Below are 17,176 nucleotides of genomic sequence, written 5' to 3' on the forward strand. Positions count from 1 at the left end.
TCATGCCGGACCGTCCGGCTCACTGCGCGCTGCCCCCGCCAGTTGGGCAAGGCGGCGGTGCTCGGCCGCCTTCTTCTCGAGGATCGCGGCCATCCGCAGGTGGTACTCCGGGTCGTCCTGCTCGTAGATGTCCGGCACCCCGTCCTCGTCCTCGTCGAGCTCCTCCGCCTCGTGCAGCGCCCGGTATGTGCGTACCCGGAATTTGAGCAGCACACCGGAGAGAACGGCGGCCGTCAGGGAACCGAGCAGCACGGCGGCCTTGATCTCGTTGATCATGGCCTCGTCGCCGGCGAAGGCCAGCTCACCGATGAGCAGCGAGACGGTGAAGCCGATCCCGGCGAGCGTGGCGACCGCGAAGACATCCGCCCAGGCCAGGTCCTTGTTCAGCTCCGCCTTGGTGAAGCGGGTGGCCAGCCACGTACCGCCGAAGATGCCCAGGGTCTTGCCGACGACGAGGCCCAGGACGACACCGAGCGTCTCGGGCCGGGTGAAGACGTCCGCCAGCGCGCTGCCGGAGAGGGAGACACCGGCCGAGAAGAGGGCGAACAGCGGCACGGCGACACCGGCCGACAGCGGGCGGATCAGGTGCTCGATGTGTTCGCCGGGCGAGTGGGTCTCGCCGTCCCGCCGGGTGCAGCGGAGCATCAGGCCCATGGCGACACCGGCGATCGTGGCGTGGATGCCGCTGTTGTACATCAGGCCCCAGATGACCAGGGCGAGCGGTACGTAGATGTACCAGCCGCGCACGTTCCTGCGCAGCAGCAGATAGAAGACGGCCAGCCCGACGAAGGCGCCGATCAGCGCCATGAAGTCGATCTTCTCGGTGAAGAAGACCGCGATGATCAGGATCGCGAAGAGGTCGTCGACGACGGCGAGGGTCAGCAGGAACGCGCGCAGCGCGTTCGGCAGCGAGGTGCCGATGACCGCGAGTACGGCGAGCGCGAAGGCGATGTCGGTGGCGGTGGGGACGGCCCAGCCGTCCGTCGAACCTCCGCCGACCACGTTGACCAGGGTGTAGACGACGGCCGGAACCGCCATTCCGCACAGCGCGGCGACGACCGGGAGGGCGGCCGCCTTGGGGTCGCGCAGTTCGCCCGCGACCAGTTCCCGTTTGAGCTCGACGCCTGCGACGAAGAAGAAGATCGCGAGCAGCCCGTCCGCCGCCCAGTGCGCCACGGAGAGGTTGAGGCCCAGCGACTCCGGCCCGAAGTGGAAGCCGCTGACGGAGGCGTAACTGGAGCCGAAGGTGTTCGCCCACACCAGGGCGGCTATCGCCGCAGCCAGCAGGATGACGCCGCCGACGGTCTCGGCGCGCAGGGCGTCCGCGAGGTAGTTCCGCTCGGGGAGGGACAGCCGCGCGAGAAAGGTGCGACGGGGCGGAGACGGGGGTGCGGGGGCGGGCGCGGCCACGAGTGGAGACCTCCGGGTCGGTACGGCAGCGATGGCATGGCTGATGCACTTGCCGACCAGACTTCCCGGCACCCCTGTGGAGTTTTCTTATTGCTTTGTTGACGCGGTTGTCACTGTACCCGGGGTGCGGGGGGCTGTATCCGGTGATCTTCACCTTAAATGCCCGTGGGGCATCCGGCGCGTTGCCGGATGCCCCACGGGGACGTACTGCTGCTCGCTGTGGTCGGTCCTCGGAGGCTGTGGTCAGTCCTCGGAGGAGGACGACGGCAGCTGGGTCTGGATGAGGGTCATGACCGAGGAGTCGGTGAGCGTCGTGACGTCGCCCAGCTCGCGGTTCTCGGCGACATCGCGCAACAGACGCCGCATGATCTTGCCCGAGCGGGTCTTCGGCAGCTCGGCGACCGGCAGGATCCGCTTCGGCTTGGCGATCGGGCCGAGCGTGGCACCGACGTGGTTGCGCAGCTCGGCGACGAGCTCGTCGGAGGCGTCGGCCGTACCGCGCAGGATCACGAAGGCGACGATGGACTGGCCGGTCGTCTCGTCGGCGGCACCGACCACGGCTGCCTCGGCGACCGAGGAGTGCGACACGAGCGCCGACTCGACCTCGGTGGTCGAGATGTTGTGCCCGGACACGAGCATCACGTCGTCGACCCGGCCGAGCAGCCAGATGTCGCCGTCCTCGTCCTTCTTGGCGCCGTCGCCCGCGAAGTACTTGCCCTCGAAGCGCGACCAGTAGGTGTCGATGAAGCGCTGGTCGTCGCCCCAGATGGTGCGGAGCATCGACGGCCACGGCTCGGTGAGGACGAGGTAGCCGCCCCCGCCGTTCGGAACCTCATTGGCCTCGTCGTCGACGACCGTGGCCGAGATACCGGGCAGGGCGCGCTGGGCGCTGCCCGGCTTGGTCTCCGTCACGCCCGGCAGCGGCGAGATCATCATCGCGCCGGTCTCGGTCTGCCACCAGGTGTCCACGATCGGGCACTTGTCGGCGCCGATGTGCTTGCGGTACCACATCCACGCCTCGGGGTTGATCGGCTCACCGACCGAACCGAGGATCCGGAGACTGCTCAGATCGAACTTGGCGGGGATGTCGTCACCCCACTTCATGAACGTGCGGATCGCGGTCGGCGCGGTGTAGAGGATCGTGACGCCGTACTTCTGCACGATCTCCCAGAAACGCCCCTGGTGCGGGGAGTCGGGCGTGCCCTCGTACATGACCTGCGTCGCGCCGTTGGCCAGCGGGCCGTAGACGATGTACGAGTGGCCGGTCACCCAGCCGATGTCGGCGGTGCACCAGAAGACGTCGGTCTCCGGCTTGAGGTCGAAGACGGCGTTGTGGGTGTACGCCGCCTGCGTCAGGTAGCCGCCGGAGGTGTGCAGGATGCCCTTCGGCTTGCCCGTCGTGCCGGAGGTGTAGAGGATGAAGAGCGGCTGCTCCGCCTCGAAGGCCTCGGGGGTGTGCTCGGCGGACTGCCGGCCGGTGATCTCGTGCCACCAGACGTCGCGGCCCTCGGTCCACGCGGTTTCCTGGCCGGTGCGCTGCACCACGAGGACGTGCTCGACGCTGTCGATACGGGAGACGGCGTCGTCCACGGCGGGCTTGAGCGCGGACGGCTTGCCGCGGCGGTAGCCGCCGTCGGCGGTGATGACGACCTTGGCGTCCGCGTCCTGGATGCGGGCCGCGATGGCGTCGGCGGAGAAGCCGCCGAAGACCACCGAGTGCGCGGCGCCGATGCGGGCGCAGGCCAGCATCGCGATGGCGGCCTCGGGGATCATCGGCAGATAGACGGCGACCCGGTCGCCCTTGCCGACACCGAGCTCGATGAGCGCGTTGGCGGCCCGGGAGACCTCGTCCTTGAGCTGTGCGTAGGTGATGGCGCGGCCGTCGCCGGGCTCGCCCTCGAAGTGGATGGCGACCCGGTCGCCGTTGCCGGCCTCGACGTGGCGGTCCACGCAGTTGTACGCGACGTTGAGCTTGCCGTCCGCGAACCACTTCGCGAAGGGCGGGTTGCTCCAGTCGAGCGTCTCGGTCGGCTCCGTGGCCCAGGTCAGGCGACGGGCCTGCTCGGCCCAGAAGCCCAGCCGGTCCGCCTCGGCCTGCTCGTACGCCTCCGCCTTGACGTTGGCGTTCGCGGCCAGATCGGCAGGCGGTGCGAACCGCCGCTCCTCACGAAGCAGATTGGCCAAGCTTTCGTTGCTCACGACATCTCCCATTCCCAGGGTGTCCGTTGTGTCCCGGGGCATAGCTCATCAGGCCAAAGGCCAGGTGACAAGTGTCTGCCCGGAATTGGTTTAGACCTGTGTCTCGTGTATGGAGACACGGTCCCGCGCCCGCATGCGATACGGCGAGGTGCGGCGCAGTGCGGAGGCAGGACCACAAGGTCTCACGGACCCGGGGCGAGGGTGGTTCAGACGCCGGTCCGTTCCAACTCACCGGAACCGGCGGGATCGCCGGGGCCCACGCGGTCGAAGACCTCGTCGAGCTCCAGCCCGCTGCTCGCCCCCTCGGTCAGCAGATAGGCCTGCGCCTCGCCCACATGGAAGTACATGCCGTGCAGCCGGAGCGTACCTTCGGCGAGCCGCCGCGACACCGATTCGTGAGCCCGCAGATGGTCCAGCTGCTGGACCACATTGGTGAGGCAGAGCTGCTCCAGCGCATCGGTCGGCAGCCGTCCGGAGATCCGGGCCCAGGCGTGGTGCCGGGACGCCATCCGCTCCAGGCTCGGCAGCCCATGTCTCAGCCACCGCCACAGGGACGTGGGCGGAGATTCCGGGCCCGGTCTATTGCCGAGCAGTGCCTGCATCGCTCCGCAGCCGGAGTGCCCGCAGACGGTGATGGACTCCACCCTCAGTACGTCCACCGCGTACTCGATCGCTGCGCCGACCGAGTCGTCACCCGACTCGGCGTTCGGCAGGGGCACCAGATTGCCGACGTTGCGCACGGTGAACAGGTCACCCGGGCCGCTCGCCGTGATCATGCTGGTGACCAGGCGGGAGTCTGCGCAGGTGATGAAGAGCTGGGACGGGCGCTGACCCTCGACGGCCAGCCGTGCCAGCTCCTCGCGCACCAGCGGAGCGGTGTTGCGCTGGAACGAACTCAGGCCGCTGATCAGCCGATTGCCGCCGACCCGGCGGGCAGTGCCGGAGTGCGAGTCGGCCGTTCGGCCGGGAAGGCGGTGGGCTGCGGGGGCCGGGCCAGGGGTGGGCTCGGGGCCGGGACCGGAGGTGGGGGCAGGGGAGAGGGCGCGGTCAGGCGTGAATGTGGCTGTGGGCGTGGGTGTGGAAGTGCTGTGGGTCGTGTCGTGGGATGTGCCGAGGTGGCCGGTTCCGGGGTGGGCGCCGATGAAGGGAGTGTCGAGGCCGTGGTCGGCTTCGGGTACAGGGCCGGGCCCGTCGTGGCAGTGATGGTTGCGCCATGGTGTCCAGGGGCGGCAGCAGGAGTGTGCCGCCGAGGCGGGCTCGGCGATCCGGCCACCGGACCTGCCGGTGAACACGACCCTGCCGCCGTGGGCGGTCTGGGCAGTGCTCCAGTCCTGGATCGCCTCGTACGCCGCATGGTCCATGAAGAAGCCGTCCAGTTCGACGACGGCATCCCCGCCCTGGGGCAGCTGGCCCAGCGTACGGCTGAGCCGGGGAACCGCGAGGAACGTCAACTGCCCTCGTACGACGACCAGATGCTGTCCGCCCTGATCGGTAACCGTGATCCGGGTCCGGGCCAGCCGGTGCAGGGCGACCGCCACCGCCACCGCGATGCCGATCGCCACACCCTTCAGTACGCCGAAGAGGACCACGCCGGTGATCGTCGCCCCGTACACCAGGAATTCGCGGTGCTTATGGACGTTGCGGATGTGGGCGAAACTCACCATCTGGATACCGACCATCATCACCAGTGCGGCGAGCGCGGCCAGCGGGATCCACTCCAGCACGGTGACCAACAGCCCGGTGGCGAGCAGCACCCAGACGCCGTGCAGCACGGTGGAGGCACGCCCGGTCGCCCCGGCGCGTACGTTCGCCGAGCTGCGCACCGCTCCGCCGGACACGGCCAGCCCGCCCACCAGTCCGGACAGGGTGTTGGCGATGCCTTGGGCGCGCAGCTCACGGTCGAGATCGGAGCGTCTGGCGGGCGGTGTGGGCGAGGCGGGCGGTGCGGGCGAGTCGGGTGAGCCGGGCGATGTGGCCGAAGTCGAGGGCGAGGGCGCGGCCGACAGCTTGTCCACGGCCACCGCGGCGAGCAGCGACTCCAGGCTGGCCACCAGCATCACCGTGAACACGGCCGTGGCCAGGGCGAGTACGGGGCCGTGCGGCATCTCCGGCAAGGCGTGCGAGCGCCAGGACGGCAGATCGACCCGGGCGATTCCGGGGGCGACGATCGCAGCCACCGCCGTAGCGGTCACCACCGCGGCGAGAGCGGCCGGAATCCGTCGTACAGCGCGCCCGATCCGGCCCGGAATCCGCGGCCACAGGACCAGGACGGTGATGGTCAGCATGCCGATGAGCGGGGCGGCCGGGCCCACTCGGCCCAACTGGTCGGGGAGCGCCAGGGCGTTGGCGACGGCTGAACTCTGCGGCGAGCCGCCGAGCACGATGTGCAGCTGGGCGAGTGCGATGGCCACGCCGATGCCGGCGAGGGTGCCGTGGACGATGGCGGGGCTGACGGCGAGGGCGCTGCGTGCCGCCCGCAGTGAGCCCAGCAGGATCTGCAGAAGCCCGGCGCCGATGGTGATCGCGCAGGTGGTGCGCCATCCATAGATCTGGATCAATTCGGCCGTGACCACGGTCAGTCCGGCGGACGGGCCGCTGACCTGGAGAGGGGTGCCGCCGAGCAGTCCGGCGACGATGCCGCCGATCGCGGCGGAGATGAGGCCGGCTTCCAACGGGGCGTCCATGGCGACGGCGAGACCGAGCGACATGGGGACGGCGAGCAGGAAGACCGTGATCGATGCGGACAGATCGGCGCCCGCGATGCGGAATCGCCCACCGCGCGGTGGCGGCGGACTGTGTGGTCGTTTGACTCCCGAGGCGCGCAGTGGGCGCGAACTGCGGGATGTGCGGTTGTGACGAGTGGGGACGCAAGCAGACATGTTCCCGTCTCCTCCGGGGCAGCGCGGTCGCGGAATGTGGGGACGCGGCCATGGGTCACGGCGTGCAGCGGCGGGATTTCTCAACGCTCAGTAAACAGATCGTAATGGAGAGTAAAGATCTGTGTCCATGCTTGAGGTCAAATGGACCGTTTGACCACCCATTCAAGTGAATAGGCATCTTTCCATTCGGCCTGTCGTGCTGATCCGGCGGAGCCGTGTGCGAACTTGACCGCGCCGTGTCGGCACTTCGACGCGAATGACCTGCAAGGAAGAGGGTGGGCGGATGGTGGCTGCCACGACGAGAGTCGCCGCGAAGAGAGTCGTGACGAGGAGAGGTGTCGCGAGGAAGGCTGCCGCCGGGCGGGTCGCCCTGGGTGTCGTGGCTGTCGCACTGACTGCGGGAGTGGCCGGGTGCTCCTCCGATGCCGGCCGCGGAGCCGCCGGACCGGAGGCGGCGAAACAGGTCACCGGAACGAAGGAGCAGGCCGCCGGGGCGAAGAGGAAAGCCCCTGAAGTCGCGCCCAAGAGCGTTCTCCGGCTCATCGGTGACGGTTCCACCGCCTTCACCGGCAGCCAGCCGAAGCAGCCCGTGCCCAAGCGCCTGGCGCCCGGTCAGAAGCCCCCGCAGTTCGTGGTGTTCTCGTGGGACGGCGCAGGCGAGGACAGCCAGAAGCTGTTCTCGCACTTCCGCGAGGTCGGGAAGAAGTACCACGCGAACATGACGTACTTCCTCAGCGGCGTCTACATGCTGCCGGAGGGCAAGCGGGAGCTCTACGACCCGCCGAAGCACAACGTCGGCAGCTCGGACATCGGCTTCAACGACACCGAGGGAATCCGGAACACCATCACCCAGGTGCGCGGGGCCTGGGAGGACGGTGACGAGATCGGCACCCACTTCAACGGGCACTTCTGCGGTCCCGAGGGCGGCGGCACCTGGTCCGTCGATCAGTGGAAGAGCGAGATCAGCCAGGCCAAGTCCTTCGTGAAGAACTGGAAGACCAACGACCCCGGCCTCGAAAAGGAGAAGCCGCTTCCCTTCGACTACGACAAGGAACTCGTCGGCGGCCGTACCCCCTGCCTGGAAGGGCAGAAGAACATGGTGGCCGCGGCGCGGACGATGGGCTTCCGTTACGACTCCAGCGGGATCAACAACCAGGTCTGGCCCAAGAAGAAGGGCGGCATCTGGGACCTCTCGATGCAGCTCGTCCCCGTGCCGGGCCGGGCGTTCGAGACCCTTTCGATGGACTACAACTTCATGTTCAACCAGTCCGGTACGACGCAGGGCGACCCGGACCAGCACGAGTACTGGGGCAACCAGATGCGCGACGGTCTGCTCCAGGCCTTCGACCGCTCGTACGACGGGAACCGCGCCCCGCTGATCATCGGCAACCACTTCGAGTCCTGGAACGGCGGCACCTATATGCGCGCCGTCGAGCAGACCATCGCGACGGTCTGCACCAAGGAGGGTGTGCGCTGCGTGTCCTTCCGGCAGCTGGCCGACTGGCTGGACGCGCAGGACCCGGCGACGCTGGCGAAGCTCGGGACGCTCGACGTCGGCCAGTCACCCGAGAAGGGATGGACCGCGTTCCTCGACGGAACGGGGACTTCCGGGGCCGGCCGGGCGGCGGGGGCCGACAAGCGTGACCAAGGAACCGGCGAGCACGGCCGCTGAGCTGGGGCGGCCTTCGGCTGCGGCCGGCGCGTCGTGCGCCGGACGGGCCGGGCGGCAGGGCCGCGCGTCGGGTGCCGGACGGGTCGGAGAGCCGATCCCGTCCGGCACCCGAGGATGCAACGGCTCCCGGCGGGGAGGTGCGAACCCTTCCGGCGGGGGTGCCGAGGGCTCAGGCGGGCTGAGCAGCGCCGTCCTGCGCGTACCGCTCGTCGAGAACGAAGGCGGGGTCGACCTGGGCGGCCAGGTCGGCGCCCGTCTTCTCGTTGCCCCAGCTCTCCGCGTTCTTCAGATGGAAATGCACCATCTGCCGCGTGTAGCGCCCCCAGTCCCGCTGCTCGTACGAGTCCTCCGCGGCATCCTGCAACGCCTGCAGGGCCATCCGGTTGTCCGCCTCCAGCAGCTCGAAGCGAGCAGGGCGGCCTTTCTCCATCGCCCGTACCCAGTCGGAGTGCCCGACGCTGACCAGCAGGTCGTCGCCCACCTCGGCGCGCAGGAACTCCAGATCGTCCTCGCCCTGCACCTTGTTGCCGATGACCTTCAGCGCGACCCCGAAGTCCCGCGCGTACTCCTTGTACTGGCGATAGACCGAGACGCCCTTACGGGTCGGTTCCGCGACCAGGAACGTCATGTCGAAGCGGGTGAACATCCCCGAGGCGAAGGAGTCCGAACCCGCTGTCATGTCAACGACGACATAGTCGTCGGGACCGTCGACGAGATGGTTGAGGCAGAGCTCGACCGCGCCGACCTTGGAGTGGTAGCAGGCCACGCCCAGATCCGACTCGGTGAACGGCCCGGTGGCCATCAGCCGGATCTCCCCGTCGTCGAGCCGGACCGCACGGGCGCACGCGTCATAGATCGGGTTGTCCTCGCGGACCCGCAGCAGCCGGGAGCCCTCGCCGGGCGGAGTCGTCTTGATCATCGTCTCGCCGGAGGCGATACGGGGGTTGCTGCCGCGCAGATACTCCTTGATCAGAGGCAGGTGCGCTCCCATGGCGGGCAGCGCGGCGGCCTCCTGGTCGTCGAGGCCGAGCGCGGCCCCGAGGTGCTGGTTGATGTCGGCGTCCACCGCGACGACATGGGCTTCATTGGCGGCGAGGTGGCGGATGAAGAGCGAGGACAGCGTCGTCTTGCCGCTGCCGCCCTTCCCCACGAAAGCGATCTTCATGTTCACCTAGGGTAGCGGCGTGATCGCGTTCTGCTGTCACACTTCGTGAAGAAGGCCACTCCCGGGCGGTATCGGCGCAGCGGGCGCGTAGCCTCGTTACCTATGAGTACGACTTCCTCTGATCCGCTCGCCGCCCTCGGCACCCTGCCGGGCGTCGCCGATGCGGTGGACTCCGTACGTAAGGCCGTCGACCGGGTCTACGGTCACCGCGTCATGCGACGCCGCAGCAATGAGGTCACCGCGGAAGCGGCGCTGCGCGGCGCCCGTGGCTCGGCGGCGCTGTCGGGAGCAGACTGGAATCTGGAGGAGGTGCGCCGGCGTACCGACTTCAGTGGTGATGGTGAGCCGCATGTGGTCGGGGCGGCCCTGAGGCTGACTGCCGAAGCGGGTCAACTGCTCTCCATCTGGCGGCAGTCACCGCTGCGGGTGCTGGCACGGCTGCATCTGGTCGCGGCCGGCGGGGCGGCACCGGACGATGCTGTCGGTCGGCCGAGGCTGGCGGGCGAGCCTGTGGACGAGCCGCTGATCGAGGCGCCGCTGCCGGATGCCGACGAGGTGGCCGGACGGCTGGAGGGACTCTCCGGGCTGATTCTTTCGGGTACTTCGGCGCCTGCGCTCGTGATGGCGGCGGTCGTGCACGGTGAACTGCTGGCACTGCGCCCCTTCGGCTCGTACAACGGCCTCGTGGCGCGGACCGCCGAGCGGATCGTGCTGATCGGGAGCGGCCTCGATCCCAAATCGATCTGCCCCGCCGAGGTGGGCCATGCCGAACTGGGGCGGGCGGCGTACGTCGCGGCGTTCGAGGGTTATCTCTCGGGAACGCCGGACGGGATGGCGGCCTGGATCACGCACTGCGGACGCTCCGTGGAGCTGGGTGTCAGGGAGTCGACGGCGGTGTGCGAGGCGCTGCAGCGCGGAGCCGCGTAACAGTGGAGCCGCGTAAGAGGGGAGCGGCCGGATCGCTGTGGTGAGCTCGACATCGTGTGTGCTTCGCGATGTGCTTCGCGATAAATCCACCGAAATAACTTCATTGCGGTAACTCCACCGAATTGTCTTCACCGCGTCGACTTCGGTGCCCGACAAAAGGGTTGCGGCGGTACCGTCCTCGGTACCGCCGCTGGCATGTCTACCCAGGTACCATGCGTCCTCGATATATGCCCATCAGGTCGGGATGCTTTGCCCGTTCCCTGGTGCGGCTGGCCCGTAATCGACGGGTCGACGTCGCGTGGGTGCTCGGTTTTCATGCTCGGTCCGTGGGGCCGTCTCTGCGTTACAGGTAATCCTCTCGGATGTCCTTGGTCTCGCGGGCCGTTGAGTCATTTGTACTCCAGAGCCGGGGTGAGCGGTAGTGCTGGCCCTACTTCTTTACTTTTGGGTTCAATTACGGGCGAGTTGGATAATTCGGCGCCGGCCTGGTCGGCGTACGCCGGACCACCGCCCGGAGCGTGCGTCAGGCGGAGCCCGTGGTGGCGCGCCGGCGGGAGGTGTACCAGACCAGCCCTGCCGTGACGGCGGCTGCGCCCACTGCTGCCGCCGCGACCAATGCCGGACGTGGCGGCAGCGAGAGCGTGGGCAGCCGCTGCTTGAGCCGGACCGGTCGATCGAAGACGAGAATCGGCCACTCGCGCAGGGTTGCTTCGCGCCGCAGTGCGCGATCCGGATTGACCGCGTGCGGATGGCCGACCGACTCCAGCATGGGTACATCCGTGGCGGAGTCGCTGTAGGCGTAACAGCGTGAGAGGTCATACCCCTCCGACACCGCGAGGGCCCTGATCGCCTCGGCCTTGGTCGGCCCGTACGCGTAGTACTCGACTTCGCCGGTGAAGCAGCCGTCGTCGCCGACGACCATTCGGGTGGCGACGACCCGGTCGGCGCCGAGCAGCTCGCCGATCGGTTCGACGACCTCGGCGCCCGAGGTCGAAACGATCACCACATCGCGTCCGGCGGTGTGGTGCTCCTCGATGAGCGTTGCCGCTTCGTCGTAGATGATGGGGTCGATCAGATCGTGCAGGGTCTCGGCGACGATTTCCTTCACCTGCTGGACGTTCCAGCCCTTGCAGAGCGCCGAGAGATATTCCCGCATCCGCTCCATCTGGTCGTGATCCGCACCCCCGGCAAGGAACACGAACTGTGCGTACGCAGTGCGCAGTACAGCGCGGCGGTTGATCAGTCCGCCTTGGTAGAAGGACTTGCTGAAGGTCAGTGTCGAAGACTTCGCAATGACCGTCTTGTCCAGGTCAAAGAAGGCGGCTGTGCGCGGCAAGAAGCGGTTTTCCACAAGGCAGAGCATAGGGGGACATCATTCGGCGTAAACTCTGGCGCGTGGGTTTGCCTGAGAAGGCTCTCGGGTACACCATGGAAGTCACGGATCGTTCGCGACCGTGCTAACCCGGTCCGGCTCCTCCCCCCCCCCCCGAGTCGGCCGTGGGGACGACCCCCGCTCTCCCCCCCGGCGGGGGTCGTCGCATGTCCGGACGCGTTTCTGTCGTTCGGAATCAAGCATTCCGCCTCCATTTCGGCCGCGACGGCCCGCTTCTCGTTCCGTCCCCCACCACCATGACTCGTCACGGTGTGTAGCGGAAGTGCTGCGCTCCGGAAGTCGCCGGTATGAGCGACGAAGATATTCACAACGGTGGAGTTGTCCACAGTTTTCGAGCAAGATCCACACGATTTTCCGAAGCGCTGCACGGTGATTCCACCGCGAAGTCCGCGGGTTGTGGAATCGCCGATCCCGGAACGCTCCGAGATCACCGCGAACCGCGATGAAGGTGCAGTGAGAAGGGGGCGGAGATCGTGGCCGAGTCCATCGCACGGGATCCTCTGCCGGCCGCCGGAGCGCGGCGGGGCGGACCGCTGATCGTGACCGAGGATGTGGAACTGCTCGACGATCTGCTGCGGCTGTGTGCGGCCGCTGGAGCGGAACCGGAAGTTCATCACTCGCTGCCCGAGAACAGAGGCAGTTGGGAGCAGGCTCCGATGGTTCTCGTGGGCGACGATGCCGCCCAGCGATGCCGAGGGGCGGTGCGCAGGCGGGGTGTGATGCTCGTCGGCCGGGATCAGGATGCCCCGGACGTCTGGCGCCGCGCCGTGGAGATCGGGGCCGAATATGTGCTGAGGCTGCCCGATTCGGAGGGCTGGCTCGTCGACCAGATCGCCAATGCGGCGGAAGGCGTGGGCCGGCCGGCGCTCACCGTGGGAGTGATCGGCGGACGGGGCGGCTCCGGTGCGTCCACACTGGCCTGCGCCCTCGCGGTGACCGCGGCGAGGGCCGGGCGGCGGACCATGCTGATCGACGGTGACCCGCTCGGCGGCGGCATCGACGTGCTGCTCGGTGGCGAACGGGCCGAGGGGATGCGGTGGCCGGATTTCGCCCACTCCAAGGGGCGGGTCGGCGGGGGAGCGCTGGAGGAATCGCTGCCGGCGCTGCATGGGCTGCGGGTGCTCAGCTGGGGCCGCGACGACTGGGTGGCCATCCCGCCGCAGGCCATACGGGCCGTGCTGGCTGCCGCACGCCGGCTCGGCGGGGTGGTGGTCGTCGATCTGCCGCGCCGGGTCGACGAGTCGGTGGCCGAGGCGCTCGCGCAGCTGGACCTCGGGCTGTTGGTGGTCCCGGGGGAGCTTCGCGCGGTGGCGGCGGCGAAGCGTGTGGCGTCCATGGCCGGGATGGTCCTGGACGACCTGCGGGTGGTGTCTCGCGGGCCGTACGCGGCGGGCCTCGACGAGCGGTGGGTGGCGCAGGCGCTGGGGCTGCCACTCGCCGGTGAACTTCCGCTCGACGCAGGGCTGTCGGCCGCTCAGAACAGCGGTATGCCGCCAGGCGGCAGCGCGCGCGGTCCGCTGGCCAGGTTCTGCGCGGCGTTCTGGGAGCGGGCGCTCGCTCCGGAGGGCGCGGGGGGACGCGCCGCCGGAGGTGCGTCATGACGGAGACGTTGCTCGATGCCGTACGACAGCGGCTGGCCCAGAACGGCACGGCACCGACGCCGGCCGGGGTCGCGGCCGCGCTGCGGGCCCAGGGGCGGCTGCTCGGGGACGCCGAAGTGCTTGGTGCGGCCGATGAGTTGCGCGGCGAGCTGGTCGGGGCCGGGGTGCTTGAACCGCTGCTGGCCGATCCGGCGGTGACGGACGTGCTGGTCTCCGCGCCGGACCGGGTGTGGGTGGACCGGGGCGGCGGGCTCGAACTCACCGGGGTGACCTTCACGGATGCCGCCGCGGTGCGCAGGCTGGCGCAGCGGCTGGCCGCCGTGGCGGGGCGACGGCTGGACGACGCCCGCCCCTGGGTGGACGCGAGGCTTCCGAACGGCACCCGTATGCATGCCGTGCTGCCGCCGGTGTCCGTCGGCTCGACGTGCCTGTCGCTGCGGGTGGTGAGGCCCAGGGCCTTCTCGCTGACGGAGCTGGTCGCGGCCGGGACGGTGCCGCCGGGCGGTGACCGGGTGCTGCGGGCCCTGGTGGAGGCCCGGGTCTCGTATCTGATCAGTGGAGGGACGGGGGCCGGGAAGACAACTCTTCTGTCGAGTCTGCTGGGTGCGGTCGGGGAGCGGGAGCGAATCGTGCTCGCGGAGGACTCGGCGGAGCTGCGGCCGGACCATCCCCATGTGGTGCGCCTGGAGTCGCGCCCCGCCAACCAGGAGGGGGCGGGCCGGGTGACGCTCCGGGACCTGGTGCGGCAGGCGCTGCGGATGCGGCCCGACCGGCTGGTGGTCGGGGAGGTGCGCGGTGCCGAGGTCACCGAACTCCTGGCCGCTCTGAACACCGGCCACGAAGGCGGCTGCGGGACGGTTCACGCCAATGCGGCCGAGCACGTACCAGCCCGTCTGGAGGCACTGGGGACGGCGGCGGGACTGGACCGGACGGCGCTGCACAGCCAGTTGGCGGCCGCGCTGTCGGTGGTGGTCCATCTCGTGCGGGACCGGGCCGGACAGCGGCGGATCGCCGACGTGCAGGTTCTGGAGCGGGACGCGACGGGGCTCGTGGTGACCGTGCCCGCGCTGCGCTGGGGTGCCGATGGATTCGGGCGGGAGCGGGGCTGGGAGCGGCTGCGGTCGCTGATCGGGGGTGCGCTGTGACCGGGGGTGCGCCGACGGGGATGTCGGCGGGCGTGAGCTGTGCGGTCGTCCTGTGCGTCGGGGCGGCGGCCTGGCTGATGGCGGCGCAGGACCACGGGCGGCGGAGGGCCCGGGTGCTCTTCGCCGACGGGGCGGTTCGGTCGCCGCTGCGTGTGTGCTGGGAGCGGACCGGGGCGCGGGTACGGGAGTGGTCGGGGGAGCGGCGGGAGTGGCTCTGCCTTCCGGTGGCGTTGCTCGTCACCGTGCTGGGGGAGTCGGTGTTGCCGCTGCTGGCCGGTGCGGTGGCGGTGCCGCTGGTACGGCGGTGGCTGCGGAGGCGGGCCCGGGGCAACGAGCGGGAACGCCGGGCGGCCGGGGTGGTGGCGCTGTGCGGCGCGGTCGTGGGGGAGCTGCGGGCCGGACACGAACCGGGTCAGGCGTTGCTCGTCGCCGTCCGCGGCACCGGGGTGATGGGGGCGGCGGAGGCCGGTGTGTCTGCCGCGGCGCGATTCGGTGGTGATGTGCCGGGGGCGCTCGGGCAGGCGGCACGTGAGCCGGGTCTGGACGGTCTCGCCGGGGTGGCGGCCTGCTGGCGGGTGGCGGCCGACGGTGGGGCCGGGCTCGCGGCGGGGCTGGACCGCCTGGAGGGCGCGTTGCGGGCCGAGCTGCGCAGACGGGAGGAATTACGGGCCCAACTGGCGGGTGCCTGGTCGACGGTGGCCGTGCTGGCACTGCTTCCGGTGCTGGGTCTGGGTCTGGGGGCGGCGCTCGGGGCCGATCCGTTGAGGGTGCTGTTGCACACTCCGGCCGGGCTCGTCTGTCTGGCGACGGGCGGAGTGCTTGAGGCGGCCGGGCTCTGCTGGGCCGGCCGGATCGTACGGGCGGGGGAGGCGGTATGAGTGCGGTCACCGGCGAAGCCGTCCACCGGGTGGCGGTGGTGTGCGCGGTGCTGAGCGCGGTCGCTTGTCCGGCCCTTGCGCTGGCAGGACTGCGGCGGAGGCGGGCGGTGCGCCGCCGGGGCGCGGTGCTGCTGGCGGTCGCCTCGCCGAAGGGTCGGCGCGGGCGGGGACACCCGGCACTCGGCGCCCGGACGAAGGAGTGGATCGCGCCACTGGGCGCTGTGGCGGCGGGCTGGGTCCTGATCGGCGGCCTGCCTGGGTGCGTGGCGGGGCTCGTGGGAGCGTACGGCGCCTGGCGGTGGCAACGGGCCCGAGGCGGAAGCGAATTGGGGGCAGGGCCTGCGGAGATGGCGGAGGCCGCACGTCAGCTCCCGTTGGCGGCCGACCTGTTGGCGGCCTGCATCTCCGCCGGCGCCGGGCCCCGGGAGGCAGCCGAGGCGGTGGGGGAGTCGCTCGGCGGGCCGGTCGGCGTGCGCCTGGCGCGGACGGCCGCGGAGATCCGTCTCGGTGGTGAACCTGCGGAGGCCTGGGGGCGGTTCGGGGAGATACCGGGTGCAGGTGCGCTGGCCCGCTGCCTGGACCGGGCGGGGTCGACCGGAGCTCCGGCGGCGGAGCCGGTGGCTCGGCTGGCCGAGGCGATGCGGGCCGAGCGTGCGAGTGCGGCCGTGGCGCGCGCCCAGCGGGCAGGCGTGGCGATGACCGCTCCCGTCGGACTCTGCTTTCTGCCCGCTTTCCTGACGGTCGGGGTGGCGCCGGTGGTGATCGGTCTGGCGACCGGGCTGCTTCACACCGGATGACCGAAAAGTATGAGTAAAAATCCATTCAGTATGAATTAAGAATTCCACGGGGGTTGAAATGGTGCGGCGAATCAAGAACTGGGTGCGCGTCATGGCACGCCGAGTTCGGTCGGACAGCGGAATGACGACATCCGAATATGCGGTGGGGACGATCGCGGCCTGTGCGTTCGCGGCGGTGCTCTACAAGGTGGTCACCAGCCAGCCGGTCATGTCCGCACTGCAGTCGCTGTTGAAGGACGCGCTCGATGCGAAGTTCTGAGAGCGGCCCCGGGGCGCTCGCCGGAGGGCGTTCCCGTATCGGGGGCGGGAGAGCCGGGGCCCGAAGGGATCGGGGCGCGGTGACGGCGGAAGCGGCCATGGCGATTCCGGCGTTGGTGGTGTTCGCCCTGGCGTTGGTCTGGGCGCTGATGGCCGCCTCCGCCCAGATCCGGTGCGTGGACGCGGCGAGGGCCGGGGCGAGGGCGGCGGCCCGTTCGGAGCCGGAGGCGCAGGTGTTGGAAGCCGCCCGTTCGGCGGCACCCGGCGGGGCCGAAGTCGCGATGGAGCGGGCCGGGGAGCTGTGGCGGGTACGGGTGGCGGCGTCGATGCCGGGGCCGGGCCCGCTGGCCCTGACGCTTCACGCGGAGGCGGCGGCACTGGCCGAGGACACGGTAGGGGTGACGCAATGACCCGGACGGTCCGGACGGTCCGGACGGTCGAGACGGGACGTGCAGCCGCCCTCGCATGGCTGCGTGCCACTGCCCATGCGCGGCTGCGTGCCACTGCCATTGCGCGGCTGCGTGGCGTCGCCCTTGTGCAGCTGCGCAGGAGCAGAAGGTCGGCGGACGGGGACAGGGGCCTGGCCACGGTGTGGGTGGCGATGACCACGGCCACGCTGTGCGCGGTGTTCGCGGTCGTACTGGCCCTCGGGCAGGTGGTGGCCGTCCGGCACCGGGCGGGCGGTGCGGCGGACCTGGCAGCCCTGGCTGCGGCCGACCGGGCCATGCAAGGCCCTGGGGCGGCGTGTGGGGCCGCCGGGAAGGTGGCCGCGGCGCAGGGAGCCGTGGTGGTCCGGTGTGCGGTGCGCGGGGAGATCGCCGATGTGACGGCCCGGGTGAGTTTCGGGCCGTA

General features: G+C 70.1%; 13 protein-coding genes and 1 pseudogene. 9 read left to right on the forward strand and 5 right to left on the reverse strand.

Annotation, left to right across the window (positions count from 1 at the left end; genetic code table 11):
• From nhaA to OG611_RS09560, 3 genes are all read right to left on the reverse strand, one after another.
• Window positions 1–1,410: a Na+/H+ antiporter NhaA gene (nhaA, locus tag OG611_RS09550; protein ID WP_266417482.1), complete on the reverse strand. Its 1,410-nt coding sequence runs from the start codon at window positions 1,408–1,410 to the stop codon at window positions 1–3.
• 243 nt (window positions 1,411–1,653) lie between these two features.
• A complete protein-coding gene (gene acs, locus OG611_RS09555) occupies window positions 1,654–3,651 on the reverse strand; it encodes an acetate--CoA ligase (RefSeq protein WP_266417484.1) in 1,998 nt (665 codons plus the stop codon).
• 164 nt (window positions 3,652–3,815) lie between these two features.
• On the reverse strand, window positions 3,816–6,488 hold the full coding sequence (locus tag OG611_RS09560; RefSeq protein WP_266417485.1) for a SulP family inorganic anion transporter: 2,673 nt from the start codon (window positions 6,486–6,488) through the stop codon (window positions 3,816–3,818).
• Between the two features lie 283 nt (window positions 6,489–6,771).
• On the opposite strand from OG611_RS09560, the gene OG611_RS09565 reads away from it, so the two are divergent.
• Window positions 6,772–8,160: a hypothetical protein gene (locus OG611_RS09565; protein WP_266417488.1), complete on the forward strand. Its 1,389-nt coding sequence runs from the start codon at window positions 6,772–6,774 to the stop codon at window positions 8,158–8,160.
• A gap of 169 nt (window positions 8,161–8,329) precedes the next feature.
• On the opposite strand, the gene OG611_RS09570 is transcribed toward OG611_RS09565, so the two are convergent.
• Window positions 8,330–9,325 (reverse strand): ATP-binding protein, encoded by a 996-nt coding sequence (locus tag OG611_RS09570; protein ID WP_266417490.1) that lies wholly within the window; start codon window positions 9,323–9,325, stop codon window positions 8,330–8,332.
• 102 nt (window positions 9,326–9,427) lie between these two features.
• On the opposite strand from OG611_RS09570, the gene OG611_RS09575 reads away from it, so the two are divergent.
• Complete coding sequence (locus OG611_RS09575; protein ID WP_266417492.1) at window positions 9,428–10,252, forward strand: oxidoreductase; 825 nt, start codon at window positions 9,428–9,430, stop codon at window positions 10,250–10,252.
• A 523-nt stretch (window positions 10,253–10,775) separates the two neighbouring features.
• On the opposite strand, the gene OG611_RS09580 is transcribed toward OG611_RS09575, so the two are convergent.
• Window positions 10,776–11,615, reverse strand: a complete 840-nt coding sequence (locus OG611_RS09580; RefSeq protein ID WP_266417494.1) for an HAD family phosphatase — start codon at window positions 11,613–11,615, stop codon at window positions 10,776–10,778.
• A gap of 569 nt (window positions 11,616–12,184) precedes the next feature.
• On the opposite strand from OG611_RS09580, the gene ssd reads away from it, so the two are divergent.
• The 7 genes and pseudogenes from ssd to OG611_RS09615 all read left to right on the forward strand — a co-directional run.
• The gene (gene ssd / locus OG611_RS09585) at window positions 12,185–13,246 is read left to right on the forward strand and encodes a septum site-determining protein Ssd (RefSeq protein ID WP_266425696.1); all 1,062 of its coding nucleotides are present in this window, start codon (window positions 12,185–12,187) and stop codon (window positions 13,244–13,246) included.
• Complete coding sequence (locus OG611_RS09590) at window positions 13,243–14,391, forward strand: TadA family conjugal transfer-associated ATPase (RefSeq protein WP_266417497.1); 1,149 nt, start codon at window positions 13,243–13,245, stop codon at window positions 14,389–14,391. The genes ssd and OG611_RS09590 overlap by 4 nt, the downstream gene beginning before the upstream one ends.
• A 20-nt stretch (window positions 14,392–14,411) precedes the next feature.
• A complete protein-coding gene (locus OG611_RS09595) occupies window positions 14,412–15,269 on the forward strand; it encodes a type II secretion system F family protein (protein ID WP_266417500.1) in 858 nt (285 codons plus the stop codon).
• Window positions 15,266–16,066 carry a type II secretion system F family protein gene (locus OG611_RS09600; RefSeq protein WP_266417503.1) on the forward strand — a complete coding sequence of 267 codons (801 nt, stop codon included), beginning with the start codon at window positions 15,266–15,268 and terminating at the stop codon, window positions 16,064–16,066. The genes OG611_RS09595 and OG611_RS09600 overlap by 4 nt, the downstream gene beginning before the upstream one ends.
• Before the next feature lie 58 nt (window positions 16,067–16,124).
• A complete protein-coding gene (locus OG611_RS09605; RefSeq protein ID WP_266417507.1) occupies window positions 16,125–16,325 on the forward strand; it encodes a DUF4244 domain-containing protein in 201 nt (66 codons plus the stop codon).
• Entirely contained in the window at window positions 16,312–16,734 is a 423-nt protein-coding gene (locus OG611_RS09610) for a TadE family type IV pilus minor pilin (protein WP_266417510.1), read from the forward strand. The genes OG611_RS09605 and OG611_RS09610 overlap by 14 nt, the downstream gene beginning before the upstream one ends.
• A 191-nt stretch (window positions 16,735–16,925) precedes the next feature.
• A pseudogene (locus OG611_RS09615) lies at window positions 16,926–17,144 on the forward strand (Rv3654c family TadE-like protein); the annotation flags it as partial.
• Between the last annotated feature and the right edge of the window lie 32 nt (window positions 17,145–17,176).

This window comes from Streptomyces sp. NBC_01363, assembly GCF_026340595.1.
Taxonomy (GTDB): domain Bacteria; phylum Actinomycetota; class Actinomycetes; order Streptomycetales; family Streptomycetaceae; genus Streptomyces.

Bases quoted from the DNA above. Each gene is read 5' to 3' on its own strand.
- OG611_RS09605 (WP_266417507.1), top strand. From the start codon at position 16,125: ATGGTGCGGCGAATCAAGAACTGGGTGCGCGTCATGGCACGCCGAGTT.
- OG611_RS09575 (WP_266417492.1), top strand. From the start codon at position 9,428: ATGAGTACGACTTCCTCTGATCCGCTCGCCGCCCTCGGCACCCTGCCG.
- OG611_RS09565 (WP_266417488.1), top strand. From the start codon at position 6,772: ATGGTGGCTGCCACGACGAGAGTCGCCGCGAAGAGAGTCGTGACGAGG.
- OG611_RS09590 (WP_266417497.1), top strand. From the start codon at position 13,243: ATGACGGAGACGTTGCTCGATGCCGTACGACAGCGGCTGGCCCAGAAC.
- OG611_RS09560 (WP_266417485.1), bottom strand. From the start codon at position 6,488: ATGTCTGCTTGCGTCCCCACTCGTCACAACCGCACATCCCGCAGTTCG.
- acs (WP_266417484.1), bottom strand. From the start codon at position 3,651: ATGCCCCGGGACACAACGGACACCCTGGGAATGGGAGATGTCGTGAGC.
- OG611_RS09600 (WP_266417503.1), top strand. From the start codon at position 15,266: ATGAGTGCGGTCACCGGCGAAGCCGTCCACCGGGTGGCGGTGGTGTGC.
- OG611_RS09570 (WP_266417490.1), bottom strand. From the start codon at position 9,325: ATGAAGATCGCTTTCGTGGGGAAGGGCGGCAGCGGCAAGACGACGCTG.
- OG611_RS09595 (WP_266417500.1), top strand. From the start codon at position 14,412: ATGTCGGCGGGCGTGAGCTGTGCGGTCGTCCTGTGCGTCGGGGCGGCG.
- OG611_RS09610 (WP_266417510.1), top strand. From the start codon at position 16,312: ATGCGAAGTTCTGAGAGCGGCCCCGGGGCGCTCGCCGGAGGGCGTTCC.
- OG611_RS09580 (WP_266417494.1), bottom strand. From the start codon at position 11,615: ATGCTCTGCCTTGTGGAAAACCGCTTCTTGCCGCGCACAGCCGCCTTC.